At 60.2% G+C, this 22,618-nt stretch carries 19 protein-coding genes; 12 read left to right on the top strand and 7 right to left on the bottom strand.

Annotation, left to right across the window (positions count from 1 at the left end; genetic code table 11):
* Window positions 1-372 precede the first annotated feature (372 nt).
* From mgtA to LVW35_RS10115, 5 genes are all read left to right on the top strand, one after another.
* Window positions 373-3,078, top strand: coding sequence for a magnesium-translocating P-type ATPase (mgtA, locus tag LVW35_RS10095; RefSeq protein ID WP_233895207.1), 2,706 nt, complete (start codon window positions 373-375; stop codon window positions 3,076-3,078).
* A 16-nt stretch (window positions 3,079-3,094) separates the two neighbouring features.
* A complete protein-coding gene (locus tag LVW35_RS10100; RefSeq protein WP_233895209.1) occupies window positions 3,095-3,811 on the top strand; it encodes an MgtC/SapB family protein in 717 nt (238 codons plus the stop codon).
* Window positions 3,812-4,109: 298 nt separating this feature from the next.
* Window positions 4,110-4,736, top strand: coding sequence for a response regulator transcription factor (locus LVW35_RS10105; protein WP_233895210.1), 627 nt, complete (start codon window positions 4,110-4,112; stop codon window positions 4,734-4,736).
* 1 nt (window position 4,737) lies between these two features.
* Window positions 4,738-8,349: a transporter substrate-binding domain-containing protein gene (locus LVW35_RS10110; RefSeq protein ID WP_233895211.1), complete on the top strand. Its 3,612-nt coding sequence runs from the start codon at window positions 4,738-4,740 to the stop codon at window positions 8,347-8,349.
* Window positions 8,350-8,483: 134 nt separating this feature from the next.
* Window positions 8,484-8,906: a chemotaxis protein CheY gene (locus LVW35_RS10115; RefSeq protein ID WP_233895212.1), complete on the top strand. Its 423-nt coding sequence runs from the start codon at window positions 8,484-8,486 to the stop codon at window positions 8,904-8,906.
* Here LVW35_RS10115 and dkgB read toward each other — a convergent pair.
* On the bottom strand, window positions 8,903-9,721 hold the full coding sequence (dkgB, locus tag LVW35_RS10120) for a 2,5-didehydrogluconate reductase DkgB (RefSeq protein WP_233895213.1): 819 nt from the start codon (window positions 9,719-9,721) through the stop codon (window positions 8,903-8,905). The two genes, LVW35_RS10115 and dkgB, sit on opposite strands and share 4 nt — an antisense overlap.
* Before the next feature lie 296 nt (window positions 9,722-10,017).
* On the opposite strand from dkgB, the gene LVW35_RS10125 reads away from it, so the two are divergent.
* Window positions 10,018-10,413 (top strand): carboxymuconolactone decarboxylase family protein, encoded by a 396-nt coding sequence (locus LVW35_RS10125; RefSeq protein WP_233895214.1) that lies wholly within the window; start codon window positions 10,018-10,020, stop codon window positions 10,411-10,413.
* Between the two features lie 6 nt (window positions 10,414-10,419).
* Here the strand turns inward: LVW35_RS10125 and LVW35_RS10130 are convergent, their stop codons facing one another.
* From LVW35_RS10130 to LVW35_RS10145, 4 genes are read right to left on the bottom strand one after another with little or no spacing between them, the layout of a single operon-like run.
* Window positions 10,420-11,235 (bottom strand): PP2C family protein-serine/threonine phosphatase, encoded by an 816-nt coding sequence (locus LVW35_RS10130; RefSeq protein WP_233895215.1) that lies wholly within the window; start codon window positions 11,233-11,235, stop codon window positions 10,420-10,422.
* Window positions 11,232-12,635 carry a serine/threonine-protein kinase gene (locus tag LVW35_RS10135; RefSeq protein WP_233895217.1) on the bottom strand — a complete coding sequence of 468 codons (1,404 nt, stop codon included), beginning with the start codon at window positions 12,633-12,635 and terminating at the stop codon, window positions 11,232-11,234. The genes LVW35_RS10130 and LVW35_RS10135 overlap by 4 nt, the downstream gene beginning before the upstream one ends.
* Window positions 12,636-12,645: 10 nt before the next feature.
* Window positions 12,646-13,524 carry a c-type heme family protein gene (locus tag LVW35_RS10140; protein WP_233895219.1) on the bottom strand — a complete coding sequence of 293 codons (879 nt, stop codon included), beginning with the start codon at window positions 13,522-13,524 and terminating at the stop codon, window positions 12,646-12,648.
* A 30-nt stretch (window positions 13,525-13,554) separates the two neighbouring features.
* A complete protein-coding gene (locus LVW35_RS10145) occupies window positions 13,555-14,403 on the bottom strand; it encodes a hypothetical protein (RefSeq protein ID WP_233895221.1) in 849 nt (282 codons plus the stop codon).
* A gap of 274 nt (window positions 14,404-14,677) precedes the next feature.
* Between LVW35_RS10145 and LVW35_RS10150 the strand changes: the two genes are divergently transcribed.
* Together LVW35_RS10150 and LVW35_RS10155 are read left to right on the top strand one after the other, a co-directional pair.
* Complete coding sequence (locus LVW35_RS10150; protein ID WP_233895223.1) at window positions 14,678-15,376, top strand: hypothetical protein; 699 nt, start codon at window positions 14,678-14,680, stop codon at window positions 15,374-15,376.
* Window positions 15,377-15,525: 149 nt separating this feature from the next.
* Window positions 15,526-16,077, top strand: coding sequence for a DUF3455 domain-containing protein (locus LVW35_RS10155; RefSeq protein ID WP_233895225.1), 552 nt, complete (start codon window positions 15,526-15,528; stop codon window positions 16,075-16,077).
* 322 nt (window positions 16,078-16,399) lie between these two features.
* Here LVW35_RS10155 and LVW35_RS10160 read toward each other — a convergent pair whose 3' ends face one another.
* Both LVW35_RS10160 and LVW35_RS10165 read right to left on the bottom strand, forming a co-directional pair.
* The gene (locus LVW35_RS10160) at window positions 16,400-16,978 is read right to left on the bottom strand and encodes a cupin domain-containing protein (protein ID WP_233895227.1); all 579 of its coding nucleotides are present in this window, start codon (window positions 16,976-16,978) and stop codon (window positions 16,400-16,402) included.
* Window positions 16,966-18,921 (bottom strand): oxidoreductase, encoded by a 1,956-nt coding sequence (locus tag LVW35_RS10165; RefSeq protein WP_233895229.1) that lies wholly within the window; start codon window positions 18,919-18,921, stop codon window positions 16,966-16,968. Before LVW35_RS10165 ends, LVW35_RS10160 begins: the two co-directional genes overlap by 13 nt.
* Before the next feature lie 132 nt (window positions 18,922-19,053).
* On the opposite strand from LVW35_RS10165, the gene LVW35_RS10170 reads away from it, so the two are divergent.
* The 4 genes from LVW35_RS10170 (at window position 19,054) to LVW35_RS10185 (ending at window position 22,604) form a co-directional block, all read left to right on the top strand.
* Window positions 19,054-19,812 (top strand): class II aldolase/adducin family protein, encoded by a 759-nt coding sequence (locus LVW35_RS10170; protein WP_233895230.1) that lies wholly within the window; start codon window positions 19,054-19,056, stop codon window positions 19,810-19,812.
* 41 nt (window positions 19,813-19,853) lie between these two features.
* Window positions 19,854-20,492, top strand: coding sequence for a TetR family transcriptional regulator C-terminal domain-containing protein (locus LVW35_RS10175; RefSeq protein ID WP_233895232.1), 639 nt, complete (start codon window positions 19,854-19,856; stop codon window positions 20,490-20,492).
* Window positions 20,493-20,638: 146 nt separating this feature from the next.
* The gene (locus tag LVW35_RS10180) at window positions 20,639-21,430 is read left to right on the top strand and encodes an enoyl-CoA hydratase/isomerase family protein (RefSeq protein ID WP_233895234.1); all 792 of its coding nucleotides are present in this window, start codon (window positions 20,639-20,641) and stop codon (window positions 21,428-21,430) included.
* 19 nt (window positions 21,431-21,449) lie between these two features.
* On the top strand, window positions 21,450-22,604 hold the full coding sequence (locus LVW35_RS10185; RefSeq protein ID WP_233895236.1) for an acyl-CoA dehydrogenase family protein: 1,155 nt from the start codon (window positions 21,450-21,452) through the stop codon (window positions 22,602-22,604).
* Window positions 22,605-22,618 lie beyond the last annotated feature (14 nt).

Below are 22,618 nucleotides of genomic sequence, written 5' to 3' on the forward strand. Positions count from 1 at the left end.
GTTTACTCTCGTTAAATCGGGGCGTAAGCTTCGCGCGTTTTCATCAATAGCGGAGACCCTCAGTGGGTACTTGTTCGAGTGACAGTAGTCGGCCGGTTCTGATAACCGGCACAGGCTTGGCAAGGTAACGCGCATTTTTCCGATGCCGTTGTCTCGCCACTAATCGCGAGAAGCGGCATCCCGGCAGTGGCCAGTCCTGGCACCTGCCCGAATCCCTCTCATCGACGCTGATCAGCACCCGGTTCATCTCGGGATGCTACGGACGCGCCTGCCTTTTGCGGCGGGCGGGCCAAGCTGGCTGTGCCTATAAAACGGGCGCGGTGCAGACGGCGGTACCTGCACGACGGTTTTTCCTGGCGCAGGAGTAACACCATGAACTTGACTCTGTTGAAAGAGTTCTTTGCCGGCTTCCTGCGGACCCGGCACATCGCCCGGCATTTCCGCCGCCTGGCGATGCTCGATACCGTGACCGACGCCAGCGTCAGCCGCGAAGTGCCGCCGACCCTGGCGCAAACCCTGGTGATCTCGGCCAACAGCAGTGCGCTACAGTTGCTCGGCACCCTGGGCAGCCATTCCGAGGGGTTGACCACTCAGGAAGCCGATGCCCTGCGCGTGCAATACGGCCTCAACGAAGTCGAGCATGAGCAGCCGCTGCCATGGTGGGTGCACCAGTGGCACTGCTACAAAAACCCGTTCAACCTGCTGCTGACGTTGCTGGCGGTGATCTCCTGGCTGACCGAGGACATGAAGGCCGCCACGGTGATTTTCTCCATGGTGGTGTTGTCGACGTTGCTGCGTTTTTGGCAAGAGGCCAAGTCCAACAAGGCAGCCGATGCGCTGAAAGCCATGGTGAGCAACACCGCCACGGTGCTGCGCCGGGATGAGGCCAAGCGTATCGAACTGCCGATCAAGCAATTGGTGCCGGGCGACCTGATCGTGCTGTCCGCCGGTGACATGATCCCTGCCGATTGCCGTGTGCTCAGCGCCAAGGACCTGTTTGTCAGCCAGGCGGCGATGACCGGTGAATCGATGCCGGTGGAGAAGTTCGCCCAGCAGCAGGACGCCAGGACCCGCAACCCGCTGGATCTGGAGAACATCCTGTTCATGGGCACCAACGTGGTGTCCGGCGCGGCGACGGCGGTGATCCTGACCACCGGTAACAGCACCTATTTCGGCGCGCTGGCCCAGCGTGTGACCGCGACTGATCGTGCGACCACCTCGTTCCAGCATGGCGTCAACAAGGTCAGTTGGTTGCTGATCCGCTTCATGTTCGTGATGGCGCCGCTGGTGCTGTTCATCAACGGCTTCACCAAGGGTGACTGGACCGAAGCACTGTTGTTCGCGCTGTCGATTGCCGTGGGCCTGACCCCGGAAATGCTGCCGATGATCGTCACTTCCACCCTGGCCAAAGGCGCGGTGTTTCTGTCGCGTAAAAAAGTCATCGTCAAGCGTCTGGACGCGATCCAGAACTTCGGTGCCATGGACGTGCTGTGCACCGACAAGACCGGCACCCTGACCCAGGACAAAATTTTCCTGGCACGCCATGTGGACGTGTGGGGTGAAGAGTCCGATGACGTGCTGGAAATGGCCTACCTCAACAGCTACTACCAGACCGGCCTGAAAAACCTGCTGGACGTGGCGGTGCTGGAGCATGTGGAGGTGCATCGCGAGCTGAAAGTCGGCACGGCGTTCCAGAAGGTCGATGAGATCCCGTTCGACTTCAACCGCCGCCGCATGTCCGTTGTAGTTGCCGAGCAAGGCCAGCCGCACCTGTTGATCTGCAAGGGCGCCGTGGAAGAGATTCTGTCGGTGTGCAACAACGTGCGCCATGGCGACGTCAACGAAGCGCTGAGCGAAGACCTGCTGGCACGTATTCGTCAGGTGACTGCTGCGTTCAATGAAGAGGGGCTGCGCGTGGTCGCCGTGGCCGCGCAGCCGATGGCGCCGGGGCGCGATACCTACAGCCTGGCGGATGAGAACAACCTCACGCTGATCGGCTACGTCGCCTTCCTCGATCCACCGAAGGAAAGCACCGCGCCTGCACTAAAGGCGCTCAAAGCCCACGGCGTCGCCGTGAAAGTGCTGACCGGGGACAACGAACTGGTCACCGCCAAGATCTGCCGCGAAGTGGGCCTGGAGCAACAGGGCCTGCTGATGGGCAACGACATCGAGGACATGACCGATGCCGAGCTGGCCAAGGCCGTGGAAACCACTAATGTGTTCGCCAAGCTGACGCCCTCCCACAAGGAACGCATCGTGCGCCTGCTCAAGGCCAACGGGCATGTGGTCGGTTTCATGGGCGACGGCATCAACGATGCGCCGGCGCTACGGACCGCCGATATCGGCATTTCGGTGGACAGCGCGGTGGATATCGCCAAGGAGGCCGCCGACATCATCCTGCTGGAAAAGAGCCTGATGATCCTGGAGGAGGGCTTGCTGGAAGGCCGGCGTACCTTCGCCAACATGCTCAAGTACATCAAGATGACCGCCAGCTCCAACTTCGGCAACGTGTTCTCGGTGCTGGTGGCCAGTGCGTTTATCCCGTTCCTGCCGATGCTGCCGATGCATTTGCTGGTGCAGAACCTGCTGTATGACATTTCGCAGATTGCGATTCCATTCGATAACGTCGACGCAGAAATGCTCAGCAAACCTCAACGCTGGCAGCCGGGAGATGTCGGCCGTTTCATGCTGTTTTTCGGGCCGATCAGTTCGATCTTTGACATCACCACGTTCGCACTCATGTGGTACGTCTTCGATGCCAACACTCCCGACCACCAGACCCTGTTCCAGTCCGGCTGGTTCGTGGTGGGGCTGCTGACCCAGACGCTGATCGTGCACATGATCCGCACTCCGAAAATCCCGTTCCTGCAAAGCCGTGCGGCAATGCCTTTGATGGTGATGACCGGCGTGGTCATGGCGGTGGGGATCTTCCTGCCGATGGGGCCGCTGGCGCACTACTTCAAGTTGCAGGCGCTGCCGTCGCTGTACTTCGTATTCCTGCCGGTGATCCTGCTGGCGTACATGGCGCTGACCCAGGCGGTGAAGGGCTACTACATCCGTAAGTTTGGCTGGCAATGAACAGGGAGGATGTCCTATGCAAGCAATCAACAACATCAACCTCGAATCCCTGGTCGACACGCTGGTCAGCCTCACTGCGGCCTTTGTCCTCGGCGGCCTGATCGGTTTCGAACGTCAATACCGCCAGCGCACGGCGGGCCTGCGCACCAACGTGCTGGTGGCAGTGGGCGCGGCGATTTTCGTCGATATGGCTAGCCGGCTCGGCGGCGCGGAAGGCGCGGTACGGGTGGTGGCCTATGTGGTCTCGGGCATCGGTTTTCTCGGTGCCGGCGTGATCATGCGTGAAGAGGGCAATGTGCGTGGGCTCAACACGGCGGCCACCCTCTGGGCGTCAGCGGCGGTCGGCGCCTGCGCGGGGGCCGACCTGGTACTCGAAGCGCTGCTTGGCACGCTGTTTGTGCTGGCGGCCAACACCTTGCTGCGACCGATCGTCAACAACATCAACCGCCAGCCGTTGGACGTGGTGTCGGCGGAAGTCACCAACATCCTGTATGTGATTGCGCGGCGTACCCAGCAGAAAGCCGTACTCGCCTTGCTGGAAGCGGAGCTTGCATGTTGCAACTACCCGGCCAGCGATGTGGACGTGCGCCCCTTCGGCACGGAAGAAGTGGAGATCGAAGCCACCCTGGCCGTGACGTCGGTGGACGGTGACGAACTGGACGCGCTGGTGGCGCGAATCTCGATGTCAACTCTGGTGGTGCAGGCATTCTGGAGCCCAAGTACCACCGAGTAGTCCCCGGCTGTCAGGCGTTATCCCGCGCAAAGCTGACTATGCTATTGCAAGGAAAAGTCCTACAAGCAATTGAGACTATCCCTTCATTTGATAAGCCGCACCGTTGTTAAGGTTGCGCCCTTGCGCCTCAGGAACCAAGACACAGCTCAACGTATTGACAGTGTTTTATCAAAAGGAGGGGTCTGTACTGCCTGAAGTGTCATGCAGAGTAATCAGTACCGTTTGTCGGAACTGTTACTTTTCACAGGTAGATAGATCCCGTGTGATATGTAAGCGTACTGATCCCTCGGGGAGTCTTATGAGCAAAGCTTTAATTGTGGATGATCACCCTTTTATCCGTGCCACCGTGAAATACCTGTTGAAGCAAGAAGGCTTCACTACAATCTTTGAAGCAGGTAACGGTGCTGACGCCATGCAGATTGCGCGTGAGGAGCGCCCGGATCTGATCATCCTTGACCTGGCCATGCCCAAACTCGGCGGGCTGGAGGTGATCAGCCGGATCAAGGCGCTGGAATTGCCTTGCAAGATCCTGGTACTGACCTCGTATCTGGCGGTGTTTTTCTCCACCCGCTGCATGCGCGCCGGGGCCATGGGTTTTGTGGCCAAGACGGGCGAACTGGACGAATTGCAAAAAGCGATCAGGGCGATCCGGTCCGGCTACAGCTGCTTTCCCAGCGTGGCCACCAGTTCGGTACGCCGTGACGATTTGCAGACCACCGAGCAGGAACTGGTCGAGGCACTGTCAGACCGCGAATTGACCGTGCTGCAAAAACTGGCTCTGGGCCTGGGCAATAAGGAGATCGCCGAGGACATGCTGTTGAGCCACAAAACCATCAGCACCTACAAGACGCGACTCAAGGAGAAGCTGCGCATGTCTTCAGTGGTGCACCTGTCCAAGTTCGCTCAGCGCAATCATTTGATCTGAAATGCCCACCTCCCGGCTTTTGAGATTCACGGCCATCCTGCTGATCGGGTTGTTGTCCCAGGCGGTGATGGCCCTGGATGAGCCGCATACCCTGCGGCTCCTCGGCCACGCCACCCTTGAAAACCCAGGCCTGGAGCTTGATGAAAGCGACTGGCGCTGGTTGCGCGAGCGACGCGTGTTGGTGATGGGTGTGTCGGCACCGGACTACGCACCTTTCGACCTCAGCAATAACAACGACTTTGAAGGTATCACCGCTGATTATGCGTGGTTGATCAGCCTGATATTGAGTGTGCCTATCGAGGTTCGACGTTATGACACCCGCGATGAGGTGATCGAGGCGCTCAAGTTGGGTGAGGTGGATTTAGTGGGATCGGCCAATGGTTATGAAGCGGCCGACAAGCAGTTGGTGTTGTCCCGTTCCTACGCCAATGATCAGCCCGTGCTGGTGACACCCAACAGTGACAGTCATCTACTGAGCGCCGACCTGGCTGGAAAACGCGTGGCGATGCTCTACCACTACATGCAACCTGACGCTGTCCAAAGATATTATCCAGAGGCGCAACTGCTGTTGTATGGCTCGACGCTCCAAGCCATCGGCTCCGTGGCGTTTGGCCAGGCGGATGTATACCTGGGCGACGTCATCAGTACTCGCTATCTGATCAACAAGAATCACCTTAATAATGTGCGCATGGCCGATTTTTCCGGACTGGAGGTCAACCCGTTCGGGTTCGCTTTCACTGCCGACAACATCCGCCTGCTGAACATCGTCAACGCAGCGCTGAACGTCATTCCACCCAGCGAGCAAATGAGCATTCTGCGGCGCTGGAGTGCCGGAGACAGCGGTTTCCTGGAGGCCGACCGGTTGCGCTTGAGTGACAGTGAGCAGCACTGGCTGGAGAAGCATCCACGGATAAAAGTCGCCATGCTCGACAAGTACGTGCCGCTGTCATTCGTGAATGAGCAAGGGCAGTTCGTGGGCTTGAGTGAAGAGCTGTTGTCGCGGATCAGCTTGCGTACGGGCTTGAAGTTCGAGGTGGTGCAGGGCAGTTCTCTGCCTCAGCAAATTGATGAGGTCAGTACCGGCCAAGTGGACATGATGGCGGTCATCACGCCGAGCGCCCAGCGCTCCGAGAAGGTTCGGTTTACCCGGCCCTATCTGTCCAATCCCTATGTGTTGGTGGCGCGTGCCAGCGATGAGCGGCTGTTCACCCTGGAAGACATGCCCGGAAAACGCCTGGCGTTCATTGGTGGCAACAGCCTCGGTGCGCAGATAGCCAGGGATTATCCAGGTATCCAGTTTGTTAACGTCGAGAACCCTGAGGTCGCCATGGACCTGGTCGCCAGGGGCGATGTCGATGCGACCATTGTTTCATTGATCAGCGCACGCTACATGATTGCGCGCAACTATCGAAACCGCCTGCGTATCACCAGTACGGTCGGCACGGAGCCGGCGCGCATTGCCTTCGGCGTCAACCGCAGCCAGCTGGAGCTGTATTCGATCCTCGAGAAGGCGTTGTTGAGTATCACCCCTGAAGAAATGGATGAACTGACCAACCGTTGGCGCAGTGAGATCATCATCGATGACAGCTACTGGGCCAGTCATCGTAACGTGATTATCCAAGGGTTCGGCCTGGCCGCGCTGCTGCTGATCACCCTGGGTTGGGTGTTTTACCTGCGCAACCTGATTCGCAAACGCGTCCAGGCCGAACGTGCCTTGAGCGACCAGATGCGCTTTATGAGCGTGTTGATCGACGGCACGCCGCACCCGATTTATGTGCGGGACCGTCATGGACGATTAATGGCCTGTAACCAAGCCTACCTCGATGTGTTCGGTTTCAAGCTGGAAGAGGTGATTGGCAAGACGGTAGTGGAAACCGACACCGGTAACCCGCCCCAGGCCCGCTCATTCCATTCCGACTACCTGAGCTTGATGGAGCGCGGAGAGCCGCAGATCCATGACCGTGTACTCAAGGTACCCGGCGGTGGTGTGCTGACTATCTACCAGTGGATGCTGCCGTACCGTGATAGCAACGGGAGCGTCGTCGGTATGATCGCCGGCTGGGTGGATGTGAGCGAGCGCCAGCGCCTGTTGGGACAGTTGCAGGAAGCCAAGGAGGAGGCTGACGCCGCGAACCGTGCCAAGACCACGTTCCTGGCGACCATGAGCCATGAGATCCGAACGCCCATGAACGCGATGATCGGCATGACTGAGCTGGCGCTGAGGAATGCCGAGCAGGGCATCGCCGATCGTGATGCGCTGGAAGTGGCGACGATGGCGTCCCGCAGCCTGCAGGAGTTGATCGCCGATATCCTGGATATCGCGCGGATAGAAACCGGCCACCTGTCCCTGACGCTGGAGCCGGCCAACCTGCATGACGTGTTGGCCTCTGTGGCAAGGGTGTTCGAAGGGCTGGCGCGGGACAAAGGCTTGTTGCTGCAAGTGGAGTTGGACCCGATGACTGACCGATCAGTGTTGATCGACCCAATGCGTTTCAAGCAAGTGGTCTCCAACCTGCTCGGCAATGCAATCAAGTTTACCGTCACCGGCGGGGTACGCCTTGGAGCCCAGTGCAAGCAGGCATCGGCTGACGACCGCTTGGACTTGCGGTTGTATGTGGTGGATACGGGGATCGGCATCAGCGCCGAAGATCAGCAGCGTCTGTTCAACCCGTTTATCCAGGGCAGCAATAACGAGCAATCGGCGCGCAGCGGGTCGGGCCTGGGGCTGGTGATCAGCCGTAACCTGTGCGAAATGATGGGCGGGCAGCTGCATTTGAGCAGTGTGTTGGGCAAAGGTACGCGGGTGGATGTGACGCTGGCACTGACGCTGGCCACCGTTGCGCCAGTTGCCTTACCTGTTCCCAGTGTTTCACCGGCGCGTACGTTGGATATCTTGATAGTCGATGACTACCCTGCCAACCGCCTGCTGCTGGCTCGACAGCTTAACTTCCTCGGGCATCGCATCGTCACCGCCGAAGACGGTGCCCAGGGCTTTGCACTGTGGCAGGCCGGGCAATTTGACGGCGTCATCACCGATAGCAATATGCCTGTGATGGACGGCTACACCTTGGCGCGTAATATTCGTGCGCAAGAGCGCATGCGTGGCCTGGAGCCGTGCCTGTTGCTGGGGTTTACGGCCAACGCCCAGACGGCCGAGGTCGAGCGCTGCCGGCTGGCGGGCATGGATGGTTGTCTGTTCAAACCCACGGGACTTGATGATTTGCGTAAGGCGTTGGCATCGCGTACGGCCAGCGTCGCAGCGGATAAAGCCGAACCGGTGTTTGATTTGAGCGCGCTGATCACGCTGACAGGCGGCGACAAGGCCGCACTCAACGAGTTGATGATGCCATTGCTCAGCAGCTTGGCCGAGGATCAGGTGTTGCTTCCGGCATTGTGGAAAAAGGCTGATTTAGCCAAGTTGTATGACCTGGCGCATCGCGTCAAAGGCGGGGCTCGCATGGTCAAGGCCCATGGGCTGGTTGCCTGTTGCGAAACCTTGGAGGGGGTCTGTGAAAGGCGCGATCACGACGCCTTGGCGGCGGCAGTCGAGGCAGTCGGTACAGCCATTGATAACTTGAACCACAGCCTGAACTTGCATATCAAGCAGGTTTGACTAGGGGTAGATAGTCATTCGATGAGTTTGGGAGAACTCCTACATGGAACGGGAACAAGCCTGATTTTGTCTTCGGGGTATGTCTGGAAAATGGCCTCGCTCACTGACGAGCACTGCCTGCCCAGGGGTTCGCCATGCCAAACAAAGCACTTACCATCCTGATTGCCGATGAACAACACCTGCAATGCCTGTACATCGAAAAAATGCTCAACCAGTTGGGGTACCACCGAATCGTACCGGTGCAAACCTTCGAAGAGGTTCAATTGCTCACCGCCATCCCGGCTCAGCCCTTTGACGTGCTGATCATCAACGCGGGGCTGGCGATTCACACCTGTGGGCCGCAACCTCAGGCCCACCATGTGCTGGTCTACGATCACCTGGACCTGGGCACGCTCGCCGACGCAACGCCGGCGGTGCTGGTACGGCTGCCCGGTATGCCGGACACCGTCAACCTTGAACATTTCATGGACATCATCGACCCGCCCGCAGCCACCACCGGCCTGCGGGTGTTGCCGTGGCTGCGGGAATTATCCCGCGTGCCTGTGGCTGGGGTTTAATCCCACTTCGGTGCGATCCCCTTGGGGCTGGTCAGGCGATGGCCACGTTCCAGTTCGTTGATTTGCGCCATGTCGTCAGCGGTCAAGGTCAGTTGCAGAGCCTTGAGATTGCTTTCCAGGTTGGTGCGTTTGGTCGACGAGGGGATAACGGCGTAGCCCAATTGCATGGCCCAGGCCAATGTTACTTGCGCTGCGGTAGCCTGATGGCGTTCGGCGATCTGCTGGATCACCGGGTCCTTGAGCACTTCGCCGTAGGCCAGGGTCATGTAGGACGTGATCTGAATACCGTTGGCGGTGGCGAAATCCACGACCTTGCGGTTTTGCAGGTAGGGGTGTAGCTCGATTTGGTTGGTGGCGATGTTCTCGGCCCCAACGGCTGCAATCGCTTGTTTCATCAAGTCGATGGTGAAGTTGGAAATGCCGATCTGGCGCGTCAGGCCCAGGCGCTTGGCCTCCAGCAACTGGCCCATGAATTCGGCGACAGGTACCTCGCCTTCTGGCGAGGGCCAATGGATCAGCGTCAAGTCCAGATAGTCGGTTTTCAGTTTGCGCAGGCTTTCTTTCAGGCTTGGAATCAATTGGCCTTCAGCAAAATTCGCGATCCAGATCTTGCTGGTGATAAACAGTTCATCGCGCGGGATGCCGCTGTCGGCAATCGCCTGGCCGACGTCGGCTTCGTTCTCGTAGATCTGTGCAGTGTCGATCACGCGGTAGCCCAGTTCCAGGCCGGTGCTGACCGAATCAATCACCACCTCGCCTTGCAGGCGGAAGGTGCCAAGGCCGAAGGCCGGAACGTTTTGCATTGGGATAGACATCAGTAACTCCTGAAGATGTGTGAACAATGGAGTCGAGTATCCGCCCGTCGTTCCTTGGGAAAAACCGCCGGTTCCGAAAAGGACTCTTTACCGCAGATCACGAATGGCGCCGCAGTGTGTGGGGCGCAGGCTTGTCCTGCGCGGGGCTGCGAAGCGCCCCCCACTCGGTTCAGCGCTCAGTCTGGGGTGGGACTGCTTCGCGCTCCAGTTTGTCATCAAGGATTTATCGGTGTCACTTGCCAGCAGCCGGTGCGGCGGGGTATTCCAGAGCGCTGTCCATTTGCCTGGGAAATTCCATGACTCAACACCTCACCGAATACGCCGATGCCAGCCCTGAAGTGCGCGTGGTCTATGACGACATCATGCAGACGCGCAAGGTTGATCAGGTCAACAACTTCTGGAAATGCCTGGCCGCCCACCCGCCGACGCTGCGCCGCACCTGGGAAAGCCTCAAGGAAATCATGGCGCCGGGCGCACTCGACCCGCTGACCAAAGAACTGCTCTACGTGGCTGTCAGTGTGACCAACAATTGCCCGTATTGCATTGCGTCCCACACCGCCGCGGCCCGCAAGGCGGGGATGACCGATGAGATGTTTGGCGAGTTGCAGGCCGTTGTCGGCATGGCCAATGAAACCAACCGCCTGGCCACGGGTTACCGTGTGCCGTTGGACGAGCCGTTCAAGCTGCCTTAGGGCAGTTCAGGCGTCAAACCAGGCGAGCAGCACCGTGACATTGTCGCGTCCGGCGTACTCGCGGGTGAGGTGGATCAGCCGTTGGCAGGCGGTGTCCAGTGTGTCGCGGCTGGCAACGGCCAGCACCTGGGCCATTTCCAGATGCGGTACGCAACCGTGCAGACCGTCACTGCAGAGCATCAGCAGGTCGTTAGGCTGGACCGGTTGCACGCGCACTTGCGGTTCCACCCGCGGTCCCGGACCAATGGCTTGCAACAGCAGGTTGCGCGCCGGCAAGCGATCCACTTTGCCGGCTTCCAGGGCCTGTTGATACCAGGTCTGGTCGCGGGTCAACAGGCTCAACTCGCCGTTGCGGTAACGGTACAAGCGACTGTCGCCGACATGGAACAGCAGCAGCGGCCCATCGGCATGCGGGCGCCAGGCGCCGGTGAGGGTGGTGCCCATACCGTTGCCCTCGCTCATCTGGCGCGCCACGTTTTGCTGGTAGACGCACTGGTTCACATGGTCGATGGCGTTGTGCAAGCGACTGGCAGCTTGCATGTCCGGGTCCGACCAGGTGGCGTCCGGGTCGCTTTTGTCGTCAAGCGGATCAACGCCGTGGGCGTTGAGCGCCTGACGCAAGCTGATCAAGGCTTCGGCGCTGGCCAAGGCCCCCGCTTCGTGGCCGCCCATGCCATCGGCCACGGCAAACAAACCAAGGGCGGGCTCCACCAGGAAATTGTCTTCATTACTCTGGCGCACCGTGCCGACATCGCTGGCCCCATAGGCGACGGCGCAGGCCAGGCGATGGGGCCCGCAGGCGCTGAGGGGAGAGTCGGTCATGGCTGGGGCTCAAAGCTGGTGAGGAAGGCCTGGCGCCGGGCTTCGCTCTCGATTGATTCGGCCAACCGTTGCACGAAGAGCGGGCGCGAGGAAGTGGCGCGCAGGGCACGGCTGACTATGATGCGCGCGATTGGGCCGATCAGTACGGCCAGACGGCATTCGGCCATGTGGGCGAAGTCGGGGTCGATCTGCTCGTTGGTCACCTCGGTGGTTGGGGCAATCGTGGTGGGCTCGGTAATAACCTCTGGCATGGCTGTTGGTGGGTTGAGGCGCCGGAACAGCAACTGGCTGGCGCTGGCGAACTGCTCACGGCCACGCTCCGACGGAATATGCGGCAACAACGCGGCGCAGATACCGTCGAAGTCATCGGCGCCATTGAGGCTCTTGCGTACCAGAAAGCGCGCAAGCGGACCGATCTGATGTGACAGCAGCGACTCAAGCTCAGGCATCACTGCCAGCTTCCAGGGTGTGAGGGTCTCCACCGCTTCGGTCGCCAATGGCGTCACGCCACTGCTCAGCGGTTGGTTGGGGCGCATCAGAACGGTACGGTCGTCGTCGATCTGGGCGGTGGTCCAGCTGCCGGTGGGGGTGCCGAGAAGGGCCTCGAGGTCATTCAGAAAGGCGTGCGCCGAGGGGTAGCGATCGGCCGGACGTTTGGCCAGGGCGCGGACTATCACACTGTCCAGCGCCGGGTCGAGGGCCAGGTTCAAGCTCGACGGTGCGACCGGTGTCTGGTTGAGAATCTGCTGCATGACCATGGTGGCCGAGCCGGAAAACGGTCGCTCGCCGGTGAGCAGTTGGTACAGCACGATGCCGGCGGAAAACACGTCGGAACGCCCGTCGATCAATTCACCACAGAATTGCTCCGGCGACATGTAGCTGGGGGTGCCGATCATCGAGCCGGTCTGTGTCAGCGTCGAGGAGTCCAGGCGCGCCACGCCGAAGTCGGTGACCTTGACGTGGTTGTCGGCGGTGATCAGCAGGTTGGCCGGCTTGATATCGCGGTGCACTACGCCCTTGGAGTGCGCGTACTCCAGGGCCTGCAGTAACTGGCGCATCCAGCCGAGGCTGTGGCTGAGGTCGCGGGCCGTCTGCGCGGCCAGCAAGGTGTTGAGCGGCGTGCCTTCGACGAATTCCATGGCGATATACGCCGAGCCTTCGTCCTCGCCATAGTCGTACACCGCAACGATATTGGGGTGCATCAGCCGGCCGGCGGCCTGGGCCTCGTTCTTGAAACGGCTGACCAGCTCGGCGTGCTGGCTGTCGCCGAACAGCTCCTTGCGGATGGTCTTTAGCGCCACGGTACGTGCGATATTCGGGTCGAACGCTTTGTACACCGTGCCCATGGCGCCTTTGCCGAGCACGCTGTCAATGCGGTATTTGCCGAGTTGTTCAAGCATGATCGCGACCCTATTCCTCAAGCATCTTCATGGCACTGACCAGGCTGGTGCGCATGCGCCCGAAGGACTGACCCAGGCGCGCCAGCTCGTCGTTGCCGCTGACGTCCATTGGCGGCACGTCGGTTTCGCCCAGGCTGACGCGGTCGGCCAGCGCCGACATATGTCGCAGGCGCCGCGTGACAAACAGGTGTACCGCCACATTCAGGGCCACGAACAACACGGCGAAAATCCCCAGCATCGACAGCATGTAGCTGTGCAGCAGGCTCCTGGCGCGTTGCAGTGGTAGGTCCAGCGGCACCGAGACCAGTTGCGCGCCGATGATGTCGTTGAGCTTCCAGCCGAAACCATTGACCGGCCCATAGATGTCGACCATGGTTTTCGGTGCCGCGTCGGGTGTGCTATGGCAGGCCAGGCAGGCGCCGTCCTTGATCTGGATCGGCTGGGCGATGTACAGCGACGCGCCTTTTTCATCGGTACGCTCACCCACGATCTCCTCGGTTTGTGGCTGGCTGCGCAGGGTGCTGATCAGGGTTTTTTCCCAGTCATTGGCCAAGTCACGCGGGTTGGTGGGATTGAGCGTGGCTTCCTTGTAGGCATAGTCCGGGTACGACTTGAGCAGTTGCTGCAAGTGCGAAATGGCGGCGAAGTCCGGCACCGATTGTGGCAGGAACTGAAACTTCAGGCGGTTCTCCAGCAGCGGCACAATCTGTTCGGCCGTGTAGGTGCTGGCGGCAGAAGCTGAACGCATCAACATGCGCGCGGTGTCCAGGGTTTCCCGGCGTGCACTCTGCTGCAACATGTAATGGGTTGAAAGGCTGGTGGCGATAAAACCGACGATAAACACCGCCAGGAACACCACGTTGAATTTGACCGCGAGCGACAGTTTCATAAGGACCTTTGGAGAACGACGTGATGGGTATCAGTGGGCATTCTTGCGACGTTCCAGGCGCAGCAGTTCCAATTCCCACTCCAGCACGCCGCCGCGATTGATCTTCACCGCCTGGCGGAACGTCGGGTCGTTGAGGCGTGGGGCGAAGCGGTTGGCGAGCATCTGTTGGCTGAGATTCAGCGGGCTGATAACCCAGGGCTCGATGTCATCGTAGGTGACGTCACGCTCCTTTTTCGGCTCGGTTGCGGCAGGGGTTTTTTTGCCGAGGGGCACCAGTGGGTCGAGGAACTGGCGGGGCAGGGCGTCGATGAATGCCTGCTCGGGGCGCGCCACAATGGTGAGGGCGCCGCCGGCGCTGCGTTGTGCAAAATCCTCGTGGCCCAAGTTGACGCTATGGTCGCCTTTTCCATGGGCGCCGAGTTCCTTGACCACTTGGTTGCCATCCTCGACGAACACTTCGGTTTGGCGTGGCGTCACGTGAATCACGCTGGCGCTCTGGGTGACGGTGAACGCCAGGGTACCGGTGGTCACCGCCAGGTTGGTGTGATTGCTACCTGGAACCGGTTGCAATTTGAGCCAGCCATCGAGCAGGTTGATTTGGGCGGCGGTACGATTGGTGGCAATCAGGATGCGCGTATCTGGGCCCAATGCCAGGGTGGCCGACGCCAGGCCTTCGATCTGAATACCGGCGGCACCGGTCTGCAGGATATCGCCCCCTTGCAGGCGTGTGCCGGCGCCCACGGTGTAGAGGGTGGTGGCGCGTATCAGCTTCAGCGGCTTTTCCGCATAGGCGATCACGCCAATGTTGGCCGTAGCCGCCAGGGTTTGCGGCAACTGGAGCAGGCCGGCGAGCAAGAGGACTATCGAAAGTTTTTTCACGTGGGCGCCATCTATCGAGCACTGGGGGTCAGGCACCGATGCTGTAGCTACAGCCGGTGTTCGTGCGTGCGCAAGGCATCGCAGGGCCGAAGGCTACCGGCTGATAGGGCGTAGGAAGAAGACAATTATCTGCATGGAAAAGGCGTATTTCGATTAAGCGAAATCATGGAATAAAGCGTCTGGGGAGGGTGTTCTTCTGATGATTTCCCGTGATTCGAACGGCGTTTGCAAGGATTGGCCAGACGTCTGCATTTTCCTTTTATCCGGAGCGCCTATGACCACTACGTGCATGGCCGAGCTGTCGTTTACCAAGACCTTCCTGCAACAGAACTTTATGACTGCCAAACGCATTCCACCCAGCCTGGTGAAGGGGATCAACGTGTTTGACGTCAACAGCCATAAAGCCGGTGGATACCGACTGGCTACCCTGGATAAACCGGGTGATTTCGGCAAGATCGAACGGCCGCTGATGGGGCATTGGGTGCCCCAGGGCGATTTCTGTGATATCCCGGTCAATCCTGGCGCGACCGGGTATGTGTTCACGCCGGACTTCAGTGGGTGCTCGATCCTGATCGACCAGCTTGATGAACTCACTTACCGGGTGTTTCACGTTCAGGGCGGCAGCGATTACTTGAACAAGGAATACCTCAGTCGCTCTGACGGCCATGGCCTGGGTTTCGCCACCGCGATGACCTTTGCCGACTACGGCGAAGCGGCGTATCCACGAGGGTTCGCGTTCATGAAATTTGAGGAAGAGCGCTGGTGGATTTACTTCCAGCGCCAGAACGGCGTGGGGCTGAACTTCACCAATGGCAAGTTCGCCATGGTCGGCGCTCAAACGGTACGCGGAGGCGGGCGCATACCGGTGCCGAACCTCAAGCGCGAGCCTCCACGTCAGGGGGTGGTGCACAGCGGCAAGGTTGTGCCGACGCCGGCCAGTCAGCGCGCTGAACTGGAGATCGAAGTCTGGTAGGCGAGGTTTTTTAGTCGGCTTGGAAAATAGTCGGGAATAAACGGTTCGGGCCGATTGTTCATCCTGCAGACGCTGATAACCAGCCGCTACTGACGGACTTCAAGATGATTGACCAGCCGCACCTCGACTCTTCTTCTGGCAGGCGCAAAATGAGTGACACCGACCCTGATGTTATCACTCGTCGCAATCGGCTGGTGCTGTTGGTCGTGCAAGTGATCGGCCTGATTGTGCTGGTGATCTGCGCGATCGATGCACAACGGGCACAGGCGCAGGATCTGCCGGAAGCTGCCACTGGGGCAGCCAAAAGAGTGCTCATGACCGTGCGGGCTGCCGGCGTGCAGATCTACACCTGTGCCCAGGACAGCAGCGGCCAACTCACCTGGCAATTTCGCGAGCCGCTCGCGACGCTGATGGTCAACGGCAAGACCGTTGGCCGACACTTCGCCGGACCCACCTGGCAACTGGATGATCGCAGTGCAGTGGTAGGCAAGGTCATCGCCCAGGCACCTGGGGCGAGTGCCCAGGATATTGCGCTGTTGCGCCTCGATGTGGTGAGCCATCAGGGCGAGGGCGGGCTGGCACAGGTGGTCGCGGTGGAACGCCTGCATACCTTGGGCGGTGTGTTCAATGGCGGTTGCGCCCAGGTCGGTGAATTGCATCTGGCACCCTACAGCGCCGATTACCGCTTCCTCGTCCAATAGTGTCATCCCGAGCCGTTCGGTCGTACCGGCAACACTCAGTTCAGCGGCGATCAGAGCCATTTCAAGATGGGTTACACGGTGGGGGGCGGTAGCTGTGATTCAGGGCAGTGGTGGAGCAGGGACTGGGTATGACTCCAAGTTCAAGAACGATGGGCAGATGTTGCGCGTTGGGTTGAACTGGAAGTTTGACTGACGTTGGCGCCTCAGGCGCGGAGGCTTTCAGTTTGCCTCGGGCGCGCGGGGCGGTGTCGATGGAACTGGCCCTGTCGCGTCTTGCCACTGTCGCCAGTCCGCAGGACACGCCTCCATTCGTATTGGTGGCCTAAAACGTCGGCGGTGTAATCACCCAGATCACGACGGTTTCCACCTTGCCAGGGTTGCCGTACCGATGGGGTTCATGGCTGGCGAAGCTGAAGCTGTCACCGGCTTCCAGCAGGAAGTATCGCTCGCCCACCCACAACTCGAACCGGCCGCTCAGCACGTATCCCGCTTCTTCGCCTTCATGGCTATAACTCTGCTGGCTGTAGGTGCCGGGCGGAAAGCTCGACTGCAGCATTTCCAGCTGGTGGTTGGGCAGCGGTGTCAGCAGTTGGTCGACAATGCCGTCCTCGTAACGAATGCTTTGGCGGTTGCCTCTGCGGACCACGTAGCCTTCGTCCTCGACAGCGGGCACGGTTTCGCTGGCGAAGAACCACTGGGTGGTCACGCCCAGGCTGCGAGCGATGTTGAACAGTGCCGGGATCGATGGATAGGCCAGGTTACGCTCCAACTGGCTGAGGTAACCGGCGGTCAATTCACTGGCCTGCGCCAGGGCGGTGAGGGTCAGGCCACGCGCTTTGCGCAGACCGCGAATGCGCGTGCCGAGAAACAGTTGCTGGGGCTCGTCTGTCACAGGTTCCACGCTACCTTGAGTCCTTCGTAAATCGCTTCTTCGGCGGTGCGCGGCGCCAGGCAGTCGCCGATCCGATTAAAGGCAACCAGGCCTTGCAGCTCCGTGCCAAGAGTGTCTACCGGCTGGTGGCCCTGGCACAACACCAGGGTATCGATATTCTCCAGCAGCATCGGCTCGCCGCTGGCGGTGTGTTGCAGGTAGACCGTGGTGTCATCGCAGCCGTAGAGGCGGGCGTAAGGGATGATCGGGATCCCCAGCCGATGCAGTTCGCCCGCCAATTGATCGCGCACATACAGCGGCAGGTTTTCCCCGCAGTGGGTGCCGTTGACCGCCAGTTGCACCTGGTGGCCGGCGCGCACCAGTCGTTCGGCAATGCCGGGGCCGATCCAGTCGCAACGCCAGTCGACCACCACCACCGAACGCCCGAGGGGGACTTGGTCGCGCAGCACCTGCCATGCATCCACCACTTGCAGCTCGCCGGCTTGTTCGAAGTTCGGCCAATACGGCTCGGCACCGGTGGCGATGATGACGTGATCGGGCTGTTCCTGTTCCACCAACGTCCGGTCGACCCGGGTATTGCGCACCACCTGTACACCGGCCAGTTCCATTTCACGTTGCAGGTTGGTACTGGCCCCACCGAACTCGCTGCGCCGTGGCAGCAATTGGGCCAGCAACACTTGCCCGCCGAGTTGGCCGCTGGCTTCATACAGCGTCACTGAATGCCCGCGTTGTGCGGCAACCGCAGCGGCTTTCATACCTGCCGGGCCACCGCCCACCACCATGATACGTTTGCGCTTCAACGCCCCTTGCTCGTTACTAAACATCAGCTCACGGCCAGTTTCGGGATGCTGGATACAGGAGATCGGTAGCCCCTTGTGAAAGTGACCGATACAGGCTTGATTGCAAGCGATGCACGCCCGCACATCTTCGGCACGGCCCTCAAGGGCCTTGGCCGGCATCAGTGGATCGCAGATCAGCGCGCGCGTCATGCCGCAGACATCGGCCTGGCCCCGCGCCAATATCAGCTCAGCCTCCTGAGGCTGGTTGATCCGCCCAGTGACGAATAGCGGAATCGACAGGCTGGCCTTGAACGTCGCCGCCTCGCTGGCCAGGTACGCAGAGGCAATCGCCATGGGTGGCACGATATGGATCGCACCGCCTAGTGACGCCGATGTGCCCGCGACGATATGCACGTAATCCAGCCGGGTTTGCAGGTGTTGAACGGCTTCAAGGGTTTCGTTTTCAGTGAGGCCTTCGGCATCGCGTTCATCGGCAGAAATACGCAGCCCGATGATGAACTGTTCGTCGGTGGCGGCCCTGACCGCTTCGATGATTTCCTTCAAAAACTTCAACCGATGTTCCAACGAACCGTTGTAGTCATCGGTGCGTCGGTTTACCCGAGGATTGAGAAACTGCGCCGGCAGGTACCCATGGCTGGCGACCACTTCCACCCCATCGATCCCGGCCTCATGCAGGCGCCGGGCAGCGGATGCATAACCCGCGATGATCTCGTCGATCATCGCCTGATCCAGCGCCCGTGGCATCACGCGAAAGCGTTCATTCGGCACCCCTGACGCCGAGTACGCCACGGCCAGCAAACCATCGGCCGACTCCATGATTTCCCGTCCCGGATGGAAGATCTGTGACAACACCACAGTGCCTTGGGCATGGCAGGTTTTGGCCAGTTCGCGGTAGCCGTCGATGCAGCTGTCGTCAGTCGCCATCAACACGTGGGCGGTATAGCGCGCGCTGTCATGTACCCCGGCCACCTGTAACACGATCAACCCCACACCGCCCTCGGCGCGTACGCGGTGGTAAGCGATCAATTGCGCATTGACGCGGTTATCGGTGGGCATCGAGGTGTCGTGTCCGCTGGACATGATGCGGTTTTTCAGGCGTTTTCCACGTAGCTCCAGCGGCTCAAACAGGTGGGGGAACGTCGGGTGCGACATGGTACGGATACTCCAGGCGCTGTTATTGTTATTTTTCTATAGGAGGCGAGCCCCAGTAAAAAATCAACTTGTTTTTTTACTGGCGACTGGAATAGCGTCGCCCTCACCAATCCCCGTGCCTGGAGAATAAAAATGACTCATTGCGCCGAACAGCAGCTCCGTGAACAGCTCGCGGCGTGCTACCGATTGATCGCGCACTACCGCATGAGTGATCTGATTTTTACGCATATTTCGGTACGTATTCCCGGGCCCGAGCATCACTTCCTGATCAACCCTTACGGGCTGATGTTCGATGAAATCACGGCATCAAGCCTGGTGAAAATCGGCCTGGACGGTCGTGCCGTGGAGCCATCGGCTTACGCGGTCAACCCGGCGGGTTTTGTGATCCACAGCGCGATTCACGGTGCGCGCGAAGACGCCCACTGCGTGCTGCACACTCACACCCGTGCAGGTTGCGCAGTGGCTGCGTTGGAGTGTGGGTTGTTGCCGGTCAACCAGATATCCATGGAGTTCTATGGCAAGGTCGCCTACCACGACTACGAAGGCGTGGCCCTGGACATGGATGAGCAACAGCGGCTGGTGCGGGACTTGGGCGACAAACCGGTGCTGATGTTGCGCAACCATGGCCTGCTCACCGTCGGCGAGACGGTCAGCCAGGCATTCCTGCGCATGTATTACTTGGAAAAGGCCTGCGATATCCAGATCGCCGCCCAGGCGTGCGGCAAGCTGGTGCTGCCGTCTGACGAGGTTTGCGCCTACACCGAACAGCAATTCAACAACCCTGGGCGACCGCTGCAAGAAGGTGAGTTGGTCGACCTGGATGCCATGCAACTGGCCTGGGCGGCGTTGCTGCGGATGCTGGATCGGGTGTCGCCGGGTTATCGCGACTGAGGTAGAGTCGTGCTGCCGACTCAACCGTAGGAATTCGCCGCATGACCCAGGAATCCCGTTTTTCCCGGATGGAACCGCAAGTGCGCAAGGCCAACCTGGTCCAGGCCACGCTTACTTGCCTCAAGCGCGATGGTTTTCAGGGCGCATCGATCCGCAAGATCAGTGCCGAGGCCGGGGTGTCGGTGGGGCTGATCAGCCATCACTATTCGGGCAAGGACGAACTGGTGGCCGAGGCCTATCGCACCATCACCGATCAGGTCATGAGCCTGTTGCGCGAGACCATGGCCAAGGCACCACCGAACCCTCGGGAGCGTCTGTCGGCGTTGTTCCGTGGTTCGTTTTCCGCCGAATTGCTTGACCCGCACCTGCTGGACGCCTGGCTGGTGTTCTGGGGCGCGGTCAAGACCGCGCCGGCGATCAACCTGGCGCACGAACACTCCTATGGCGAGTACCGCACCATCATGCGTTCGGCCCTGACCGATATGGCCAGGGAGGAGGGCTGGAAGCACTTCGATGCCGATCTTGCGGCCATCGGCCTGAGCGCACTGCTCGACGGGTTGTGGCTGGAATCGGGGCTCAACCCCGGCACCTTCACACCCGAGCAGGGCATTCAAATCTGTGAAGCCTGGGTGGACGGCCTGCAGGCTGGCGGTCGCCAGCGTTACCAGCTCGAATCCTGAGCCCATCTCGTTCGAACGCCAAGTTCGGGCCGGCATTTCCCTCTTTGAAAATATTTGCAGTTTGCTGATTGCCTTCTTACTGAACACTTGTTTAGTATCGCTTCATGTCGCACCCCTCAAGCCAAATACAATAATTCGAGGAAGCCATGACGATCGATTCGCCCGTGCTCAGTCATGTACAAGCCGGCGTTGCCTGGATCACCCTCAACCGTGGCCCGCAGCGCAATGCCTTGGACATTCCCACTCTCAAGCACCTGCACGCCTTGCTCGATGCCTTCGACACTGACGCCGCTGTGCGCGTGGTGGTGTTGACCGGCAACGGTCGTAGCTTCTGCGCGGGTGCCGACCTGGCCGAATGGGCCGACGCCGAAGCCCGGGGCGCCCTTGAGACCTATGGCTGGACGCAAACCGCCCACGCCTTGATGACTCGTTTGCATGCCCTCGACAAACCCACGATTGCCGCCATCAACGGCACCGCCGTCGGCGCGGGCATGGACCTGACCCTGTGCTGCGATCTACGCATCGCTGCCCAATCGGCGCGCTTCAAGGCCGGCTACACCAGCATGGCGTACTCGCCGGACGCCGGTGCCAGCTGGCACTTGCCGCGCCTGATCGGCAGCGAACAAGCCAAGCGCCTGCTGTTCCTTGACGAACTGTGGAGCGCCGACCGAGCCCTGGCCGCCGGCCTGGTGGGGGAAGTGGTCGCGGATGATCAACTGCACGCCCATGCCACCGAACTCGCCACGCGCCTGGCCAGCGGCCCGACCTTTGCCTTCACCCAGACCAAGACCCTGATCCGTGAAGGCGCCGAGCGCAGCCTGCCCGAGCAACTGCAGGCCGAACTGGCCGCTGGCCTGTTGTGTGGACGCAGTGCCGACGGCGCCGAAGCCTTGCGTGCCTCCATGGAAAAACGCCTTCCGAACTTCTCCGGCCAATAAGAACAGCACAGGTAGCGCCATGAATTTCCAACTCAGCCAAGAACAAGACATGCTGGTGGACGCGGTACGCAGTTTTGTTGCCAAGGAATTGTTGCCCCATGAAGAAGCCGTGGACCGTGCCGATGAGGTCTCGCCCGAATTGGCTGCGCAGATCCGCGACAAGGCGCTTGCCGCCGGTTTCTATGCCTTCAACATGCCGGAAGAAGTGGGTGGCGGTGGCCTGGATTACCTGTCCCAGGCCCTGATCGAGCGGGAGTTGTCCAAAGTTTCCTGGGCGTTGCATGTGTTTGTCGCGCGGCCGTCCAAGATCCTCATGGCGTGCACTGGCTCACAGATTGGCGACTACCTGTTGCCCTGTGTGCAAGGCAAGAAAATCGACTGTTTTGCCTTGACCGAACCCGGCGCCGGTTCCGACGCCAATGCCATCAAGACCCGCGCCGTGTGCAGTGGCGATGACTTCGTGATCAACGGCAGCAAGCACTTTATCAGCCATGCCGGGCACGCCGATTTCGCCATCGTGTTTGCGGTCACCGACACTTACGAACACAACGGTCGGCAACGCAATGCGGTCACTTCGTTCCTGGTGGATCGCGGTACGCCTGGCATGACCATCCGCCGTGGCCCCAAGTGCGTGAGCAACCGGGGTTATCACACCTATGAAATATTCTTCGATGATTGCCGCGTCCCGGCGTCCAAGGTGCTGGGCGAAGTCGGCAAGGGCTGGGACGTGGCCAACGCTTGGCTGACGGCCGGCCGTGTGATGGTCGCCGCGAATTGCGTCGGTCAGGCCCAGCGTGCGCTGGATGTGTCATTGCAATGGGCGGCGGACCGCAAGCAGTTCGGCCAGCCGATCGGCACCTACCAAGGCGTGAGCTTCAAGCTGGCCGACATGGCCACGCAGATCCGCGCCGCTGAACTGCTGACCCTGCACACCGCCTGGAAAATGGATCAGGGCAGCATGACCGACGGCGAGGCGGGCATGGCCAAGCTGTTTGCCAGTGAAACCCTTGGCAAGGTGGCTGACGAGGCGGTGCAGATTTTTGGCGGCATGGGCTTGATGGATGAAGGTCCGGTAGAACGTATTTGGCGCAACGCGCGGATCGAGCGGATATGGGAAGGCACGTCGGAAATCCAGCGCCATATCATCGCCCGTGAACTGTTGCGGCCCCTGTAGCGCTGAATGGCGGA

The organism is Pseudomonas sp. HN11, assembly GCF_021390155.1.
Classification (GTDB): domain Bacteria; phylum Pseudomonadota; class Gammaproteobacteria; order Pseudomonadales; family Pseudomonadaceae; genus Aquipseudomonas.